The organism is Caulobacter sp. Root1455 (assembly GCF_001426905.1).
Taxonomy (GTDB): Bacteria; Pseudomonadota; Alphaproteobacteria; order Caulobacterales; family Caulobacteraceae; genus Caulobacter.
The window spans coordinates 232,759-248,990 of the sequence record NZ_LMFQ01000001.1 but is presented as its reverse complement, the minus strand read 5'-3'; the positions used below and the strand labels follow the sequence as shown (position 1 = coordinate 248,990).

16 protein-coding genes are annotated in these 16,232 nt (G+C 68.9%); 6 read left to right on the top strand and 10 right to left on the bottom strand.

Annotated elements, in window-relative coordinates:
* Nucleotides 1-21: 21 nt before the first annotated feature.
* From uvrC to ASD21_RS00910, 3 genes are read right to left on the bottom strand one after another with little or no spacing between them, the layout of a single operon-like run.
* Entirely contained in the window at nt 22-1,932 is a 1,911-nt protein-coding gene (gene uvrC / locus ASD21_RS00920) for an excinuclease ABC subunit UvrC (RefSeq protein ID WP_056435370.1), read from the bottom strand.
* Nucleotides 1,933-1,951: 19 nt separating this feature from the next.
* Entirely contained in the window at nt 1,952-2,233 is a 282-nt protein-coding gene (locus ASD21_RS00915) for a type II toxin-antitoxin system RelE/ParE family toxin (RefSeq protein ID WP_056435368.1), read from the bottom strand.
* Nucleotides 2,234-2,236: 3 nt separating this feature from the next.
* Nucleotides 2,237-2,575 (bottom strand): FitA-like ribbon-helix-helix domain-containing protein, encoded by a 339-nt coding sequence (locus ASD21_RS00910; RefSeq protein WP_156398249.1) that lies wholly within the window; start codon nt 2,573-2,575, stop codon nt 2,237-2,239.
* A gap of 43 nt (nt 2,576-2,618) precedes the next feature.
* Here ASD21_RS00910 and ASD21_RS00905 point away from each other — a divergent pair, with 43 nt between their 5' ends.
* From ASD21_RS00905 to ASD21_RS00900, 3 genes are all read left to right on the top strand, one after another.
* A complete protein-coding gene (locus ASD21_RS00905) occupies nt 2,619-3,239 on the top strand; it encodes a TIGR02466 family protein (protein ID WP_056436260.1) in 621 nt (206 codons plus the stop codon).
* An 82-nt stretch (nt 3,240-3,321) separates the two neighbouring features.
* Nucleotides 3,322-3,447 carry a hypothetical protein gene (locus ASD21_RS24990; protein ID WP_268760911.1) on the top strand — a complete coding sequence of 42 codons (126 nt, stop codon included), beginning with the start codon at nt 3,322-3,324 and terminating at the stop codon, nt 3,445-3,447.
* 50 nt (nt 3,448-3,497) lie between these two features.
* On the top strand, nt 3,498-4,049 hold the full coding sequence (locus tag ASD21_RS00900; RefSeq protein WP_056435361.1) for a YbhB/YbcL family Raf kinase inhibitor-like protein: 552 nt from the start codon (nt 3,498-3,500) through the stop codon (nt 4,047-4,049).
* On the opposite strand, the gene ASD21_RS00895 is transcribed toward ASD21_RS00900, so the two are convergent.
* Both ASD21_RS00895 and ASD21_RS00890 read right to left on the bottom strand, forming a co-directional pair.
* The gene (locus ASD21_RS00895) at nt 4,028-4,702 is read right to left on the bottom strand and encodes a DUF998 domain-containing protein (protein ID WP_056435358.1); all 675 of its coding nucleotides are present in this window, start codon (nt 4,700-4,702) and stop codon (nt 4,028-4,030) included. The genes ASD21_RS00900 and ASD21_RS00895 overlap by 22 nt on opposite strands.
* Nucleotides 4,703-4,924: 222 nt before the next feature.
* Nucleotides 4,925-6,586: a M20/M25/M40 family metallo-hydrolase gene (locus ASD21_RS00890; RefSeq protein WP_056435355.1), complete on the bottom strand. Its 1,662-nt coding sequence runs from the start codon at nt 6,584-6,586 to the stop codon at nt 4,925-4,927.
* A 220-nt stretch (nt 6,587-6,806) separates the two neighbouring features.
* Between ASD21_RS00890 and ASD21_RS00885 the strand changes: the two genes are divergently transcribed.
* Together ASD21_RS00885 and ASD21_RS00880 are read left to right on the top strand one after the other, a co-directional pair.
* On the top strand, nt 6,807-7,010 hold the full coding sequence (locus tag ASD21_RS00885; protein ID WP_056436257.1) for a hypothetical protein: 204 nt from the start codon (nt 6,807-6,809) through the stop codon (nt 7,008-7,010).
* A gap of 154 nt (nt 7,011-7,164) precedes the next feature.
* Nucleotides 7,165-7,398, top strand: a complete 234-nt coding sequence (locus ASD21_RS00880; protein WP_156390551.1) for a flagellar basal body rod C-terminal domain-containing protein — start codon at nt 7,165-7,167, stop codon at nt 7,396-7,398.
* A 114-nt stretch (nt 7,399-7,512) separates the two neighbouring features.
* On the opposite strand, the gene ASD21_RS00875 is transcribed toward ASD21_RS00880, so the two are convergent.
* A complete protein-coding gene (locus ASD21_RS00875) occupies nt 7,513-8,274 on the bottom strand; it encodes an anti-sigma factor family protein (RefSeq protein WP_056435353.1) in 762 nt (253 codons plus the stop codon).
* 306 nt (nt 8,275-8,580) lie between these two features.
* On the opposite strand from ASD21_RS00875, the gene ASD21_RS00870 reads away from it, so the two are divergent.
* A complete protein-coding gene (locus ASD21_RS00870) occupies nt 8,581-9,168 on the top strand; it encodes a hypothetical protein (RefSeq protein WP_056435350.1) in 588 nt (195 codons plus the stop codon).
* Nucleotides 9,169-9,246: 78 nt separating this feature from the next.
* Here the strand turns inward: ASD21_RS00870 and rpoD are convergent, their stop codons facing one another.
* The 4 genes from rpoD to ASD21_RS00850 form a co-directional block, all read right to left on the bottom strand.
* On the bottom strand, nt 9,247-11,199 hold the full coding sequence (gene rpoD / locus ASD21_RS00865; protein WP_056435347.1) for an RNA polymerase sigma factor RpoD: 1,953 nt from the start codon (nt 11,197-11,199) through the stop codon (nt 9,247-9,249).
* Between the two features lie 442 nt (nt 11,200-11,641).
* A complete protein-coding gene (gene dnaG, locus ASD21_RS00860) occupies nt 11,642-13,546 on the bottom strand; it encodes a DNA primase (protein ID WP_056435344.1) in 1,905 nt (634 codons plus the stop codon).
* A gap of 208 nt (nt 13,547-13,754) precedes the next feature.
* The gene (locus ASD21_RS00855; protein ID WP_056435341.1) at nt 13,755-14,651 is read right to left on the bottom strand and encodes an EamA family transporter; all 897 of its coding nucleotides are present in this window, start codon (nt 14,649-14,651) and stop codon (nt 13,755-13,757) included.
* A gap of 189 nt (nt 14,652-14,840) precedes the next feature.
* Entirely contained in the window at nt 14,841-16,136 is a 1,296-nt protein-coding gene (locus ASD21_RS00850) for a hypothetical protein (protein ID WP_056435339.1), read from the bottom strand.
* Nucleotides 16,137-16,232 lie beyond the last annotated feature (96 nt).

Sequence of the window (16,232 nt, the reverse complement as noted above, 5' to 3'; positions counted from 1 at the left end):
CCCACAGGGGGAGGATCTGAGCTAGCTCTTCCGGAAGAACGCGTGGATCCGCTCGGCCAGCGGCTGGCTGACCCCGTCCACCTTCATCAGGTCCTCGACGCCCGCCCGTGACACGCCCTTGGCCGAGCCGAACGCGTGCAGCAGGGCCTTCTTGCGACCCGGGCCGACGCCCTCGATCTCGTCGAGCGGGTTTTTCTTCAGGTCCATCGAGCGCCGCGTGCGGTGGGCGCCGATCGCGAAGCGGTGGGCCTCGTCGCGCAGGCGCTGCAGGTAGTAGAGCACCGGCGACTTGGGCTCGAGCATGAACGGCGTCTTGTCCGGCATGAAGAACCGCTCCAGGCCGGCGTCGCGGTCCGGCCCCTTGGCCACGCCCACCACGGCGATGTCGTCGACGCCCAGGTCGGCCATCACCTCCAGGGCCGCGTCCAGCTGGCCCTTGCCGCCGTCGACCAGCACCAGGTCGGGGCGGTTGTCGCTGTCGCCCTCTTCCTCTTCCTTGACCAGGCGGGAAAAGCGCCGGCGCAGCACCTCCTTCATCATCCCGTAGTCGTCGCCGGGCGTCAGCTCGGTCGAGCGGATGTTGAACTTGCGGTACTGGCCCTTCATGAAGCCCTCGGGCCCGGCCACGATCATGCCGCCGACGGCGTTGGTGCCCTGGATGTGGCTGTTGTCATAGACCTCGATCCGCTCGGGCGGGGCCTCCAGGCCGAACGCCTCGCAGACCCCGGCCAGCAGCTTGGTCTGGGCCGAGCCCTCGGCCATCTTCCGGCCAAGCGCCTCGCGGGCGTTGGTCAGGGCGTGGCCGACCAGGTCCGCCTTTTCGCCGCGCTTGGGGGTGGCGATCTCGACCTTGCGGCCGCTCTTCAGGCAGAAGGCCTCGGCCAGCAGCTCGCGGTCGGCCGGCTCCAGATTGGTCAGGATCAGGCGCGGGATCGGCTTGTCGTCGTAGAACTGGCCCAGGAACGCGGTCAGGATCCGCTGCTCCTCGGTCGCGCCCTCGCCTTCCTCCTCGGCGTTGCCCGTGATCCGCGGGAAGTAGGCGCGGTTGCCCCAGTTCTGGCCGGCCCGGAAGAAGAACACCTGCACGCAGGCCTGGCCGCCCTCGACGTGCAGGGCGACGACGTCGGCCTCCTCCACGGTCTCGGGATTGATCTGGCTCTCCTGGGCCACCGAGGCCAGGGCGCGGATGCGGTCGCGCAGGCGGGCGGCGCGCTCGAACTCCAGGTCCTCGGCCGCCGCTTCCATCTGCTGGGCGATCAGGGCCATGACCGCGCGGGACTTGCCCCGCAGGAAGGCCTCGGCCTGGTCGACCAGGGCCTGGTAGTCGTCCTTGCCGATCAGGCCGGTGCAGGGGGCGGCGCAGCGCTTGATCTGGTGCAGCATGCAGGGCCGCGAGCGGGTGTCGTAGACGCTGTCGCTGCACGAGCGCAGCAGGAAGGCCTTCTGCAGGGTGTTGAGCGTGCGGTTCACCGCTCCGGCGCTGGCGAACGGCCCGAAATAGTCGCCCTTGATCGTGTGGGCCCCGCGGTGCTTGCGCAGTTGCGGCGCGTCATGATCGCGGCGGATGACGATCTCGGGAAAGCTCTTGTCGTCGCGCAGCAGCACGTTGAAACGCGGCTTCAGCTGCTTGATCAGGTTGATCTCGAGCAGCAGGGCGTCGGCCTCGGTGCGGGTGGTGACGAACTCCATCGACCGCGTGGCGTCGACCATGTGGGCGATGCGGTTGGTGTGGAAGCGGCCCTGGGCGTACTGCACGACCCGCTTCTTCAGGCTCTTGGCCTTGCCGACGTAGAGGACCTCGTCGTTCTCGCCGATCATCCGGTAGACGCCCGGCGCGTCGGGCAGGCGCGAGACCTCGTCCTTGATCAAGGCGGCGCCCTTCAGGGCGTTGGCGGGGGGAATGTCGATGGTCGTATCGTTCACGCCCGACATATAGGCGAGTCTGGGAGGTTCAGCGATCTTCGAGGCCGTGGAAGATGCGTAGGATGACGACCAACTCGCCCCGGACTTGGTACTGAACGACATACTGATTGGAATGGAACTGAACGAAGAGTTCCCGATACCGGTCGTCGCGACTTGTTGGGGAACGTTCGGGGTAGTGCTGGAGGCTATCGATGGCGGTTTCCAGCCGGGAACCGAGATCGGCGGCGTAGGCCGCTCCATGTTCCAGAAGCCAATGCTCGAGTCGGTCCGTATCGGCGGAGGCCCGCTCGGAAACGATAATCCGGATCATTGCTCAGCGGGGCTTGCCGAGGTTGCGCAACCTATCCCGAAATTGCTCCCATGGAATCCCGCCGGTGCGCAGCGTTTCCTCGCAAATGCGATCTAGCTCGTCGGCATAGGCGTCGGCGTCCTCGCCAAAGCCGTTGTCGTCCAGGGCGGGAACCGGCGTCCCGGTCCACTGGGCTTCATTCTCTCTGAAGCCTGGTTCTTCGACGGCGCGCCTGAGGATGCCGAGCGCATACGCCTCTACGCTCTGCCCCGCCGCCTCGGCGCGGGCGCGGAGGCGCTCGGCGAGCGCCGCGTCGATCGTGAGGGTCAGGCCGCCATCGGTCATGTTCTCATGATGTTCCATTCATGGTTTGTCGTCAACGCGGCGGGGCGGTATGACGCCCGCCATGACCCTGCGCCCGCTCTTCGTCACCCACCTCTATGAGGGCAGCCTCGCCGGCGACAAAGGCTTCGACGCCTTCAACCTTCAACTGGAGGACGCCTGCCGCGCCATCGCCGCCGACGACCGGGCCGGCCGGGCCTGGGCCAAGGAAAACGGCTATAACGGCTACACCTCCTACGCCTCGCTCGACGATCTGCCCCAGCGCGACAGCCTGTTCGCCGACCTCAAGAAGAAGCTCGACAAGCACGCGAGCGCCTTCGCCAAGGATCTGAAGCTGGAGCTGGCCGGCGGACGGCTGGTGATGGACAGCCTGTGGATCAACATCCTCAAGCCCGGCGGCGGCCACAGCGGCCACATCCATCCGCACAGCGTGCTGTCGGGCACGGTCTATGTCGTCACCCCGCCCGGCGCCTCGGCCCTGAAGCTGGAGGATCCGCGCCTGCCGTTGATGATGGCCGCCCCCACCCGTCAGGTCGACGCGCCGGAGGACCGCCAGACCTTCGTCTACGTCCAGCCCCAGCCGGGCGCGGTGCTGATGTGGGAAAGCTGGCTGCGCCACGAGGTGCCGGCCAACGCGGCCAAGCAGGAGCGGATCAGCATCAGCTTCAACTACGCCTGGCGTTAGGGGGAAGCAGATGGCGGATTCGGCTCCCGTTGAGACAACGATTCCGGCTCATGAACTTCATTGCCTTGCCGACTGTGGGTTCGTGCAGCCGCCCGGCATCGAGGCCTATGCGCTGATCCCCGCCATGGCCCTGGTCATCGCGGCGGTGCTGATCGTCCTGCGCCGGTCGAAGCGACGCAAGGCCGCCCGTTCCTCCAGCGACGATTGAAACCCCGTCCGCATCGACGGGTTTCCTCTTGAACCGCAGGAGAGCCCCCCATGCCCCACGCGCAGACCCCCGACCATTCCGGCGCGGCGATCACGATGCAGAAGGTCCAGCCGTTCGGCGAGATGAGCCTGATCCTCACCACGCCCGCGACCGACATCAACGGCCGACTGGCCGACCGCCACAGCGCTTACCACGACAACCTGTCGCCGCCCCTGATCTGGACCCAGGTCGAAGGCGCGGCCGCCTATGCGATCATCGTTGAGGACCCTGACGCGCCCCGCGAAGGGCCGTTCGTGCACTGGCTGATCTGGAACATCCCCGGCGAGGCCACCAGCCTGCCCGAAGGTCTGCCGAACGAGGCGAGCCTCGGCCTGATCGGCGGCGCGGTTCAGGGCCGCAACGACAGCGGTTCGGTCGGCTGGTTCGGCCCGCGCCCGCCCCTGGGGCATGGGCTGCACCACTACCACTTCCAGATCTTCGCCCTGGCCGAACGCCTGCCGTTCGATGCGGCCATGCCCCTGGCCGACCTGGTCAACGCGCTGAAGGGCGACGCCCTGGCGTCCGACGACCTGATCGTCACCTACGAGGCGGCGGGGGCGTAGTCGGACTCGGGCTTCGTTTCGGCCTCGGCGACGGGTAGGGGCGGTATCAGGTCCCGCGCGCGCCAGTGGCGGTCCAGGCAGAAGGCGGCGATGGCCAGCCACAGCAGGCCCAGGAACGCGTGGCCGCGCTGCCAGAAGCCGACGTCGCTGCCGGTCCGCACGTTCCACACCCCGGTCAGCAGGGCCAGGACCAGCAACAGGAAGAAGAACCAGCCTAGCGAGAACGCCGCCAGGCGGCGGTGCCCCGGCTTGCCCCAGAGGGCCCAGGCGGTGAACAGCGGGGCGAACTGGATGGCCAGGCCGACGCCGCAGGCGCGGTGCATCGGGTCGGGCCAGTGGAACAGGCCGGCGAACAGCGCCCCCAGCCCCGTCATCGCCACCCACAGCCCCGCGAAGGCCGAGACCTGGCGACGGCCGCCGGCGTGCTCCAGGGCGTGGGCGAAGCCGGCCCCGGCCGCGACGCCCGCCAGGCCGGCCAGGATCATGCCGATGTTGAAGATCGCCGGATTGGGCGCCTTGGGCCCGCCCAGCTCGCTGATGAACTGCGCGCCGGCGTCGAAGCCCGGAAAGAAATGCTGGGCCACCAGGACGTCGGCCGCCATGATCGCGGGGACGATCAGGCCGATCCTCAGCAGGTTTCCAACGCTTATCACTCGTCCCGTCTCCGGCTGATCGGACGTGGATAGATCGCGCCGGGCGGGGGCGGGGTCAAGGATGGATAGGCGGTCGAACGCCCCCTCCGTCCGCTTCGCGGCCACCTCCCCCGTCTGACGGGGGAGGAGAATGAGGCCGGATCCTCCTCACCCGCGAAGCGGGGGAGGTGGCGCGATGCGGATACGCATCGTGACGGAAGGGGCGTCCAGCGCTGTCGAAGCCTACTTCTTCCCGAACAGGTTCCCGAAGAAGTCGCCCTTGTTCCAGCTGGGACGGGCCGGCATGTCGGCCAGTTCGCGGGCGATCTGGTAGTTGACCAGGGCGAAGCGGGCCCCGGCCTGGTAGTTGATCGGCTGGTTCAGGTCGTCGTTGGGCTTGTGGTAGTGGGTGGCCAGGAAGTCCTTGAAGCCCTTCTCGCCGCCGTTCTTGAAGCCGGTCATCAGGAACACCGACGGCACGCCCTGCTCGACGAAGCGGTAGTGGTCCGAGCGGGTGAACAGGCCTTCTTCCGGCAGCGGGTCGGCCGACAGGCCGATGCCGACGCGGCCGGCGGCGCGGGCCACGGCCGGACCGATCGACGAGCGGTCGGCGCCGAAGGCGATCACGTCCTGGAAGTCGTACAGCAGGATCGGCATGTCCAGATTGACGTCGGCGGCGATGCCGGCCTTGGCCACGGTCGGGTTGTTGGCGAAATAGTCCGAGCCGATCAGGCCCTTCTCCTCGGCCGTGACCGCCAGTAGCACGATCGAGCGCTTGGGCTTGGTCTTGGCTTCCTTGAAGCCGCGCGCCACCTCCAGCATCGTGGCGACGCCCGAGGCGTTGTCGAGCGCGCCGTTGTTGATCTTGTCGGCGTCCTTGCCGTGGATGCCCAGGTGGTCGAGGTGGGCGCTGAGGATGATCGTCTGGGCCTTCAGCTTCGGGTCCGAGCCCTCGATCAGGCCGACCACGTTGCTGCTCCGGCGCTGTTCGATCTCGGTCTTCAGCTGGATGGTGACGTTGGTGGACAGGTCGAAGCCCTTGACCAGGCCTTCCGGCGTCTCGGCCGCGGCCAGCACGCTGTCCAGGCTGACCGGCGCGCCCGCGAACAGCTTGGCGCCGCCCTTCAGGCTGAGGGTGGCCAGGCCCGGCGCGCCGGCGCCGCGCACATTGGCCACGCCCTGGGCGTCGTTCCAGGTCATCCGCCATTCTTGATAGTTGCCGACTCCGCGCGCGAAGGGCCGGGTCTTCTCGCTGGCGGTGGTCGGCAGGGTCAGGACGCCGATCGCGCCGTGCTTGGCCGCCTCGACCCGCTTGGTGTTGACGTTGCTGTAGTGGGCGCGGATCTCGGTCTGCAGGCCGGTGGGGGCGCCGTTCAGGATCACGACGATCTTGCCCTTCACGTCCAGGCCCGCGTAGTCGTCACGGCCGCGTTCGGGGGCCACGATGCCGTAACCGACGAAGACCAGCGGGGCGGTGATCGAAGTCTCGGCCTGGCGGGCCTGGGCCGAGGGCAGGTAGTCCTCGCCAAAGATCAGGGCGCCCGACTTGCCGTCGGCGCCGGTGTAGGACACGCCGCCCTCGTTGGCCGAACGGAACGCCGTCAGCGGCACTTGCTGCAGGTAGGAGCCGTTGTCGCCCGCCGGCTTGACGCCCATCACCGCATATTGCGAGGCCACGTAGTTGGCGGCGATGTCGTAGCCGCGCGTGCCCGACTCGCGGCCTTCCAACAGGTCGTCGGCCAGGAAGCTCATATGCGCCTTGATGGCGGCGGCCGACGGGGTGAAGGCGGACGCGGCGGCCTTGGTCGCGGCGGGCTTAGCCTTGGCGGCGGGGGCGGCGAGGGCGGGCTGGACGGTCAGCAGCAGGGCGACGCCTGCGAGGGCGACGCGACGGGAGAACGGCATCAAGGCAGGCTCCAATTACGGGTCTAGCCCGCGAAGGCGCGAACCTTGGCCAGACGAGGGCGGCTTGTCGAGGTTTCGGAACCTGAACCTTTTGTAATCTTCGCCGAAAAACCGCGTCGAAAGAACGCGTTATCTCGAACGGGTCCCCCGTTTACCCTCTTTGATCAACCGCGCTTAAGGGTTCGGGACGAGATTGGCGGCGACCTCGGAGGAAGACGCCATGCAGATCGCCGCCGACCGTTTCAGCGCCGCCGTCCAGCGTCCCGCCGCCTCCGGCGCGGCCCAGGCCCAGAACGCCGCGACGGCCGACCTCACACAGCTGGCCGTGGCCCAGACCAACGTCAAGATGCAGGCCGCCGCCGGCGCCGCCCTCGGCCAGGCCACCGGCGAACTGACCGGCACGCTCGTCAACATCAGCGTCTAGACGCCCCCCGAACATCCCGAGCGAACAGCCGCGGAAGCAAGCGCCGGCTTTGGGCGCCGGAACTTTCGTTAATTAACCGTGTAACTTCACCTTTTTTGGTGAACACCGATTAACCGATGCATCCGACATTGGCCCGGCAACCAGGGAGAAGGTCGTGCAGGTCCTCAACACCGCCGCCGCGGGCATGTTCGCCGCCGCCGATCGACTCAGCGCCAGCGCTCAACGCACCGCCGCCTGGGGCCTGGAGCAGAGCCAGGCCGAACAGAAGATCGACCTGGCCCACGAGGCCGTCGAGCAGGTCTCGGCCAAGACCGATTTCACAGCCAACGCCGCGGTCGCCAAGACCGCCGACGAGATGACGGGCGCCCTTCTGGACATGAAGGTCTAGGTTACCGGGTAACACCGGAAGGCCCCGCCTCGAGCCGGTCCGAGCCCATCCCGCATTCCCCCCTGCGCGGGCTCGGGCCCGCCGCCCTCCGGTTTCGCCGGGGGGCGGCACCCATTATCGAGCGCCTTTGGTCGGCTTCCAGCCGGCCGCCTTGGCCTTGGCCTCGCCGGCCGGGTCCAGCGGCGGGCCGACGATCATCGCGTCGACAGCGGCCGGGCCGGCCCCGGCCGGTCCAACGGCTTTCACCCGCCAGGCGTCCGGGTCCCTGCAGGCGACGCCCGCCAAGGGCGTGCGGCCCGAGGCCTGGAAGGCGCGGCAATAGGCGCCCGACGCGGTCCTGAACGACAGGCTGATGCGCACGGGTCCCGCGCTGGGGCCCGAGGCCTGGGTGTTCAGCGCCTTGGCCAGCGGCCCGGCGGCCACCGGGGCCGGATCGTCCGCCCCGCTCAGGGTCGCGGGCGGCGGCGCGGCCAGGCGGCCGATCACCAGGCCGGCGACCAGGCAGGCGGCCAGGCCGACCCAGGCGGGAATGCCCTGGCCCGTCGCGTCGGCCGGCCTGGGCGGCTTGGGTTCGCGCGGCTTGGCTTTCTCCTTGGCCTTGGCCTTTGCCTTGGACTGGGGGCCGGGGAAGGCGATCACCTCGGCCGGCTTGGGCGCGGAGGGCGGCCTGGCGGCGGTCGCGCCCAGGGCCTCGGGCGGCGCCGCGCGCGCGACCCCGGCATGGGCGCTCGACAGCAGACGGCGCAGCGCGCGCTGGGTCTCGACCCGAAGGGCCAGCTGCGGATCGGTCGTCATGGCGGCCTCGATCCGGGCCATGGCCTCGGGCGACAGCTCGCCGTCGACAAAGGCGAAGACCTCTTCGTCGGGGATGGTCATGGCGGGTCTCCTTGGTCGATCAACGCAGTCTGCAACCAGATGCGGCCGCGGGCCAGATGGCCGGTCAGGACACGGTCAGCCTAGACTTATCTCACACGGCCCGCGATGCGGCCATTCCGGCGCCTGGCGTGCGGGAAACCCTGAGCGGCCACGGTTTCGGCCAGATCCCGCCCGGATCCCGACACCGGCGGCCGGAAAAATCGCGAGGGTCGGGAAGGAAAGGCGCGGTTTGAGCGTTGAACCGGACGGAAGGCGGCCGGAGCGTCGCCCCAAAGACCTGGAAAACACGCCTATAGGAGATATCCCATGCGTAAGTTCTCAATCCTGGCGACCGCCGCCGTGGCGGTTCTGGCGGCCGCTCCGATGGCTCAGGCCCAGATCCTGGGCGGTTCGGCCGGCGGTGGTCTTGGCGGCGGCTTGGGCGGCGGCTTGGGCGGCGCGACCGGTCAGCTGGGCGGCGCGCTGAACGGCTCCGGCCAGATCGGCGCCGACACTGGCGGCCTGACCTCGCAGCTTGGCCAGAGCGTCGAGCGCACCCGTCAGCGGGCCAGCGACGGCGTCCAAACCACCGAGGACGCCGCGGCCCGCACGACCGGCCGCGTCCGTTCGACCACGGCCAACACCGCCCACCGGAGCCGCGCCGCCGTCGGCTCGGCCGTCGACACCGCAGGCTCGACGACGGCGGGCGTCTCGGGCTCGGCCAACGCGGCCGGCGGGCTGTCCGCCGACGGCGTCTCCGGCTCGCTGAACGGCTCGAGCTCGAGCAGCGCCTCGACCGATCGCGGCGCGACCGGCGCCAACGGTTCGGTGGGCGTGTCGGGCTCGGCCGCCCGCAGCGGCGCCGGCGCCTCGGCCACCGGCGGGGCCTCGGCCGACCTCAAGGTCGGCAACTAGGCTCGACCGCCCAAAACGAAAAACGCCCGCCCCGGTTCTCCCGGGGCGGGCGTTTGACGTTGGAGCCTGTCGGACCGCTTACGAGTCCAGGAACGAGCGCAGCTTGCGCGACCGCGAGGGGTGCTTGAGCTTGCGCAGGGCCTTGGCCTCGATCTGGCGGATGCGTTCGCGGGTGACCGAGAACTGCTGACCGACCTCTTCCAGCGTGTGGTCGGTGTTCATGCCGATGCCGAAGCGCATGCGCAGAACACGTTCCTCCCGCGGGGTCAGCGAGGCCAGCACGCGGGTGGTGGTTTCCCGCAGGTTGGACTGGATGGCCGCGTCGATCGGCAGGATGGCGTTCTTGTCCTCGATGAAGTCGCCCAGGTGGCTGTCTTCCTCGTCCCCGATCGGGGTTTCGAGCGAGATGGGCTCCTTGGCGATCTTCAGGACCTTGCGCACCTTTTCCAGCGGCATGGCCAGCTTTTCGGCCAGCTCTTCCGGGGTCGGCTCGCGGCCGATCTCGTGCAGCATCTGGCGGCTGGTGCGGACGATCTTGTTGATCGTCTCGATCATGTGCACCGGGATGCGGATGGTCCGCGCCTGGTCGGCGATCGAGCGGGTGATCGCCTGACGGATCCACCAGGTGGCGTAGGTCGAGAACTTGTAGCCGCGGCGATATTCGAACTTATCGACGGCCTTCATCAGGCCGATGTTGCCTTCCTGGATCAGGTCCAGGAACTGCAGGCCGCGGTTGGTGTACTTCTTGGCGATCGAGATCACGAGACGGAGGTTGGCTTCCACCATCTCCTTCTTGGCCTGACGGGCCTCGCGCTCGCCCTTCTGCACGGTCTGGACGATGCGGCGATAGTCGTCGATCGGCACGCCGGTCTCGGTGGCCAGGGCGGCGATCTCCTGGCGGATGTCGCTGACCGAGTTGGTGTCGTTCTCGACGAACTTGGTCCAGCGCACGCCCATCGCCTTGACCTGGTCGACCCAGTTCGGGTTCAGCTCGGAACCGAAATAGGCCTTCAGGAACTCGCTGCGGCTGATGCCGTAGCTGTCGGCCAGGCGCAGCAGGCGGCCTTCCAGGCCGATCAGGCGCTTGTTGATCGCATAGAGCTGCTCGACCAGGGCCTCGATGCGGTTGTTGTTCAGCTTCAGCGTCTTCAGGTGCTGGATGATCGTGCTCGACAGGCCCTCATAGGCCTTGCGGTCGGCGTCGCTCAGATCCGCGCCCTTCAGGCGGCTGCCGACCAGCTTGTCCTGCAGCTTGCGGAAGGTCTCGAACTCGCTGGCGATCGCGTCGAGGATGGCCATCACGCCTTCGCGCAGCTCGCCTTCCATGGCGCTGACCGTCGGGCCGGCGCCGTCGTCGAAGTCGTCGTCGTCCTCGCCTTCGCCCTCGGCCTTGGCCTCGCCGCCGGCTTCCTCGTCGACCGGCTCGGCCGGCTCTTCCTCGGCGGCGGGCGCGGCGGCCACGCCGTTGATCGCGGCGTAGGTGCCTTCCAGATCGATCACTTCGCGCAGCAGGATGCGGCCGGTGCCCAGCTCCTCGCGCCAGACCATGATCGCCTCGAAGGTCAGGGCGCTTTCGCACAGACCGCGGATCATGGTGTCGCGGCCGGCCTCGATGCGCTTGGCGATGGCGATTTCGCCCTCGCGCGACAGCAGCTCCACCGAACCCATCTCGCGCAGATACATGCGCACCGGGTCGTCCGTGCGGTCGTAGGCCGCCGGCTTCTCGCTGGTGATGACCTGCTGGTTGTCCTCGCGGGCGACGACTTCGCCGCCTTCCGAGCCTTCGGCGTCTTCTTCGGCCTCGACCACGTTGACGCCCATCTCGCTCAGCATGGCGAGGGTGTCTTCGATGGCCTCGGAGGTCACTTCTTCCGACGGCAGGACCTTGTTCAGCTCGTCCATCGTGACATAGCCGCGGGCCTTGGCCTGCTTGATGAACTTCTTGACGCCGGCATCGGTCAGGTCGAGCAGGGGACCGTCGCCGCCGGTGGCTTCAGGCGCTTCCGTTTCGGCCGAGGAATTGGTGCTCATTCAGGTCTCCGAAACGACGCGGCGCCGAAACGCGGCGCGCGTCGAGAAATGTGTACGTGATGGGTCGCTCGCGCATCGCGCCCTGTCGTCCGTGCAAGCTTCCAATGAACCGCTGAAAATATTCTCAAGAAACGCCTGAGACACGCGAAAGAACCATAGGCTAACGCTCCGCGAGCCAGGCTCTTTGCGGAGGCGTTGTGTTCGCGCGCGATCAGCGTCGGCCCTTGAGGGGTTTCGGCAGCCACTGGGACCTGGCGGCGGCGAGGGTGACATCCTGTTTCAAGGAGGGCGCGCGCATGAAAATGGCGGCCCGAGCGATGTCAATCAGCAGCGTGGCAAATCCTTGAGTCGCCAGATGGCGTTGCATGACGCCGGAGTCAAGATGGGAACGGGAGGGATTGTCTTCTTCTTCCGTCTCCCCGGCCTTCGCCGGGGAGATGGTTCAGGAAGCCGCCTCCCAGAACTCCAGCCCGCTGATCTGGCGCTCCAGCACGCCGATCCGGGTGCGCAGGTCGCGCGTGGCGGTCAGGGTTCCAGCGGTGACGGCCTCGTGGCGCAGGGACTGGAGGGCGCGTTCGCTGTCGGCGATCTCGACCAGGGCCTCGTAGCAGGCGGCCCACAGGGCGCGGGCCCGGTGGGCGTCGGTCTTCGGGTCGAGGAACGGCGCGTTGATCCCCGAGGCCACGCGTTCGGCCTCGGCCAGCTGCGGACCCAGGCCCTTGCGCGTCAGGATGTCGCGGAACGGGACGTCGTCGCTGATTTCGTCGGACAGGGCCTCGAACAGCTCGACCGCCAGCGGGGTCAGGCGCGGATCGCCGAAGCCGATGCGCTCGATCGCCTCGTCATAGGGCCGGGCCCAGGCCGGGTGGCGCAGGGCGGCCACGGCCACGGCGGCATGGAACGGATTGAGCCGCGTGGCGATCTCGGCCCGGGCCACGCCCCGGATGCCGGGATCGGGCGGGCCGCGATCCCGGCCGCCCTTCCACTGGCCGCGCGGGACGAAGGGCCGGCCGCCGCCGTCGCCGAAACCGTTGGAGCCGCCTCCGCCGAAGGCGGGCTTGGGAAACAGCGCGTCCAGCTTGGCGTAGAGGTCGTCGCGATAGGCGGCGGCCAGGTCCTTGTCGGCGATCGTCGCCGCCGCCGCGCGCAGGCGCTGCTTGAGGCCGGCCTTGCGCTCGGGGGTGTCCAGCGGCTCCAGGTCGCGCTCGCGGGCGAACAACGCCTCGACGAACGGCGTGGTCTGGGTCAGCTGGCTCTTCAGCGCCGCCGCCCCCTGCTCGCGCAATACGTCGTCGGGGTCCTTGCCGCCGGTCACGATCGAGAACTTGAACGAGCGGCCGGGCTTCAGCAGCGGCAGCGCGCGGTCGATGGCCCGGGCGGCGGCGCGCTGGCCGGCCTTGTCGCCGTCGAAGCTGAGGGTGGGCTCGGGATGCAGGCGCCACAGCACCTCCATCTGCTCCTCGGTCATGGCCGTGCCCATCGGCGCCACGGCCGGCAGGCCCGCCCGCTGGCAGGCGATGACGTCCATATAGCCCTCGACCACCAGCATCGGCGTCTGCTCGGTCGGCGCGGCGGCCTGGGCGGCGTGCAGCAGCTTGCGGGCTTCGTAGAGTCCGTACAGCAGCCGGCCCTTGTGGAAGAGCGTGGTCTCCGGCCCGTTCAGGTACTTGGCCCGGGCGGCGGGATCCATGGCCCGGCCGCCGAACGAGACCACCCGGCCCCGGGTGTCGGTGATCGGGAAGATGATCCGGTCGCGGAACCGGTCATAGGGCGCGCCGCCGTCCTCGGGCGCGATCAGCAGGCCCGCGTCGACCAGCTCGGCCGGCTTGGCGCCCTTGGCGATCAGATAGTCCTTCAGGGCCGTGCGGCCGTTCGGCGCGAAACCGATGCGGAAGCGGCTCCACTGGTCCTCGGGCAGGGCGCGGCGGGCCAGGTAGTCGCGGGCGGCCTGGCCGACCGGGCGGCGCAGCTCGCTTTCGAACCAGGCGGCGGCGGTCTCCATCCAGTCGGTCAGGGTGGAGCGCTTCTTGTCTTCCTGCGCCGCGCGGGCGTCGGGCTCTGGCAGGGACATGCCCGCCTCGGCCGCCAGCCGCTCGACCGCCTCGGTGAAGGTCAGCCGCTCGGTCTCCTGCAGGTAGGAGATGATGTCGCCGTGCTTGCCGCTGGAGAAGCAGTGGTAGAAGCCCTTGTCGTCATTGACGAAGAACGACGGGCTCTTTTCCTTGGTGAACGGCGACAGCCCGGCATATTCGCGCCCCTGCCGCCGCAGCTTCACCGACTTTCCGATCACGTCGGAAGGGCGAAGACGGGTCTTCAGTTCGTCGAGGAAATGGTCGTCGAAACGCATGGCGGGCGGCTAGGGGCTCTCAGGCGGCACCATGCAGACCCATCGGGCTTGAGCCCAGACCCCCTTGCGGAGGCGTTAACGGGTTTCCGATGTTGTCCACAGATGCGGAGATGGCGAGGACCCGCCGCCTCCGCAACGATCATCCGCCGATTCCCTTTGATCCGCTCATCCCGGCGAATGCCGGGATGAGCGGATCAAAGGGAACAGCTCAAACCGGAGCCAGAAACCGCATCCGCACCTTGGGCCACAGCATGTTGACCGCCAGGCCGGTCAGCACCAGCGCCGCGGCCAGCAGCTTCCACAGCGGCAGGCTCTCGTGCAGCAGGATCGCCGAGGCGCCCATGCCGAACACCGGCACCAGCAGGGCCATGGGCGTGACCGTGGCGGCCGGGTGCCTGGCCAGCAGCCAGCCCCAGGCGGCGTAGCCGAACATGGTGTTGCCCACCGCCTGCCAGGCCACCGCGCCCCAGGTCAGGGCGTCGGCGTGGGTCACCCCCGCCACCATGGCCGGCCAGCCCTCCAGCCACAGCGACATCAGAAACAGCGGCGGGATCGAGAACAGGCTGGCCCAGACCACATAGGCCAGCATGTTCACCGTGCCGGCTTGGCGCGCCACGATATTGCCGCCGGCCCAGCTGGCGGCGGCGCCCAGGATCAGGGCCACGCCCAGGGGCGTCGCCGCGCCGCCGCCGTGCGCGGCGATCAGCACGATGCCAGAGGCCGCCAGCAGCAGGGCGACGATCTGGAACGGCTGCACGCGCTCGCCGCTGATCTTCATGGCCATGCCGATGGTGAAGAACACCTGGGTCTGCACGACCAGCGAGGCCAGGCCCGGCGAGATGTGGCCCTTCATGGCCACGAACAGCAGGCCGAACTGCCCCGCCCCGATCAGCACGCCATAGGCCGCCAGGTTCTTCCACGACACCGCCGGCCGCTTGACCAAGAACGCCATCGGCAGCAGCACCAGGGTGAAGCGCAGCGTCGCGAACAGCAGCGGCGGCAGGTGGTCCAGCGCCACGCGGATGACCACGAAATTGGTCCCCCACACAGCCACCACGGCCAGGGCGAGCAGGAAGTGGCGCAGCGGCAGGGGGCTGTCGGTCATGGGCGGGTCCGATCGGACTGGACTGATCGCCCGGATTTGGAGTTTCAAGCTCGACGCCGCAACGAAAACATTGTCTCCGGTGACAATGAACGCGGCGAGGTCGCGGGCTAAGGCGGGGACACACACTCGCGGCAAGACCTAGCAGATCCTGGCTGGGCCTTGGGAGCGAGTGTGTGTCCCCCTCGTCGTCTACTTCGCCAGGTCCGCCGGCGTCGTCGGCTGCGAGATCACCGCCTCCATCCGCGTCCAGCGGGCGTCCTGCGACGGGCCGGCCCGTTCGACATAGGCGCGGACCATGTCCTGGCCGAGGTTGTAGTTGATCACGTAGCTTCGGTAGGTCTCGATGAAGCTCAGCGACTTCTCGGCCTTGGCGCGCGAGGTGAGGGCGTACTTGGCCAGGGCGGCGACGGCGGCCTCCTTGTCCATCTTTCCCGACAGATAGAGGTCGGCGACGGTGTTCTGGACGCTGGCCAGGTCGGCCTTCGCGTCGATCAGGGCGTCGTAGGTCTGGGCGGTGGCCGGATCCAGCCCGGCCAGCGGATAGAGCACCTTGCGCTCGAAGGCGACCTTCTCCTCGCCGGGGAAGGCCAGCTTGGCCCCGTAGTTGGCCGAGCCCTCGGCGATCAGCGACTGCGGGGAGAAGAGCGGATAGACGCTGAACTCGACCCAGCCCTTGGCCTTGGTCAGCTTCTCCTCCAGCAGGGCGTTGAGCACGTGGTGGCCGGGATAGCCCTCGTGGCAGCCCAGGTCGACCGCGCGGTCGATCTGGGTGGGCAGGTCGGTGTTGACCTCGATCAGGCTGTGGGCGTCGCCCTTGTACCAGTTGTAGCCGCCCCATGGCTTCTTGGTGACGAAGGCCAGGTCGAAGCGCTCGTTGGCGGGCAGGGCGATGTGGGCCTGGGTCCGCGCCTTGCACTCGGCGATCGCCGCCTTCATCACCGGCTCCAGCCGGTCGGTCGGGACCGTATAGCGGGCCTGGAAGGCGGCGACGCGGCCCGCCAGGTCGCCTTCGCCGGGCAACAGCTTGTCGATCCTGGCCAGGACGGGGTCGTAGGCGCTCAGCGGCTTGATCGGCGGGCGCACGCCGAACAGGCCCTCGGCCTCGTCCTGGAAGCTGAACTTCACGCCCGCCAGCATGGCCAGGCGGGTCTGGGCGGCCTTGACCTGTCCGGCCAGGAAGGCCCGGCGGCGGACTTCGTCGGGGCTCAGGGCCGCGCCGTCGACGGCCTTCAAGGCTCCGGCCAGCCGGTCGGCCTCGGCGCGCAGGGCGGGAACCTCGCGCGGCTTGGCCTTGGCGGCGGCCGCCCAGTCGGCGGGGCCGTAATAGGCGTCGACATAGCCCGGCTCGCGCTCGCCGGCCTCCAGCGTCAGGCGCACGAAGTCCCGGGCGATGACGTCCAGCTTGGCGCCCTCGGATGGCGCGGCCAGGGCCGGAGCGGCGAGCAGAACGAAGACGGCGGCCGTTGCGGCGAGGCGGAGGAGCATGGGGGGCGTCTCTGGCGAGGAAGACGGGCAAGCTGCCTGCCGGCGGCGGCTGGAGCAAGAGCTCTCCTCCTCAACCGCCGTCATCCCGGGCCTTGT

Excerpts from the sequence above, each read along its gene's own strand:
- uvrC (WP_056435370.1), bottom strand. The coding sequence starts at position 1,932 with ATGTCGGGCGTGAACGATACGACCATCGACATTCCCCCCGCCAACGCC.
- ASD21_RS00915 (WP_056435368.1), bottom strand. The coding sequence starts at position 2,233 with ATGATCCGGATTATCGTTTCCGAGCGGGCCTCCGCCGATACGGACCGA.
- ASD21_RS00910 (WP_156398249.1), bottom strand. The coding sequence starts at position 2,575 with ATGGAACATCATGAGAACATGACCGATGGCGGCCTGACCCTCACGATC.
- ASD21_RS00905 (WP_056436260.1), top strand. The coding sequence starts at position 2,619 with ATGACCCTGCGCCCGCTCTTCGTCACCCACCTCTATGAGGGCAGCCTC.
- ASD21_RS00900 (WP_056435361.1), top strand. The coding sequence starts at position 3,498 with ATGCCCCACGCGCAGACCCCCGACCATTCCGGCGCGGCGATCACGATG.
- ASD21_RS00890 (WP_056435355.1), bottom strand. The coding sequence starts at position 6,586 with ATGCCGTTCTCCCGTCGCGTCGCCCTCGCAGGCGTCGCCCTGCTGCTG.
- ASD21_RS00885 (WP_056436257.1), top strand. The coding sequence starts at position 6,807 with ATGCAGATCGCCGCCGACCGTTTCAGCGCCGCCGTCCAGCGTCCCGCC.
- ASD21_RS00875 (WP_056435353.1), bottom strand. The coding sequence starts at position 8,274 with ATGACCATCCCCGACGAAGAGGTCTTCGCCTTTGTCGACGGCGAGCTG.
- ASD21_RS00870 (WP_056435350.1), top strand. The coding sequence starts at position 8,581 with ATGCGTAAGTTCTCAATCCTGGCGACCGCCGCCGTGGCGGTTCTGGCG.
- rpoD (WP_056435347.1), bottom strand. The coding sequence starts at position 11,199 with ATGAGCACCAATTCCTCGGCCGAAACGGAAGCGCCTGAAGCCACCGGC.
- dnaG (WP_056435344.1), bottom strand. The coding sequence starts at position 13,546 with ATGCGTTTCGACGACCATTTCCTCGACGAACTGAAGACCCGTCTTCGC.
- ASD21_RS00855 (WP_056435341.1), bottom strand. The coding sequence starts at position 14,651 with ATGACCGACAGCCCCCTGCCGCTGCGCCACTTCCTGCTCGCCCTGGCC.
- ASD21_RS00850 (WP_056435339.1), bottom strand. The coding sequence starts at position 16,136 with ATGCTCCTCCGCCTCGCCGCAACGGCCGCCGTCTTCGTTCTGCTCGCC.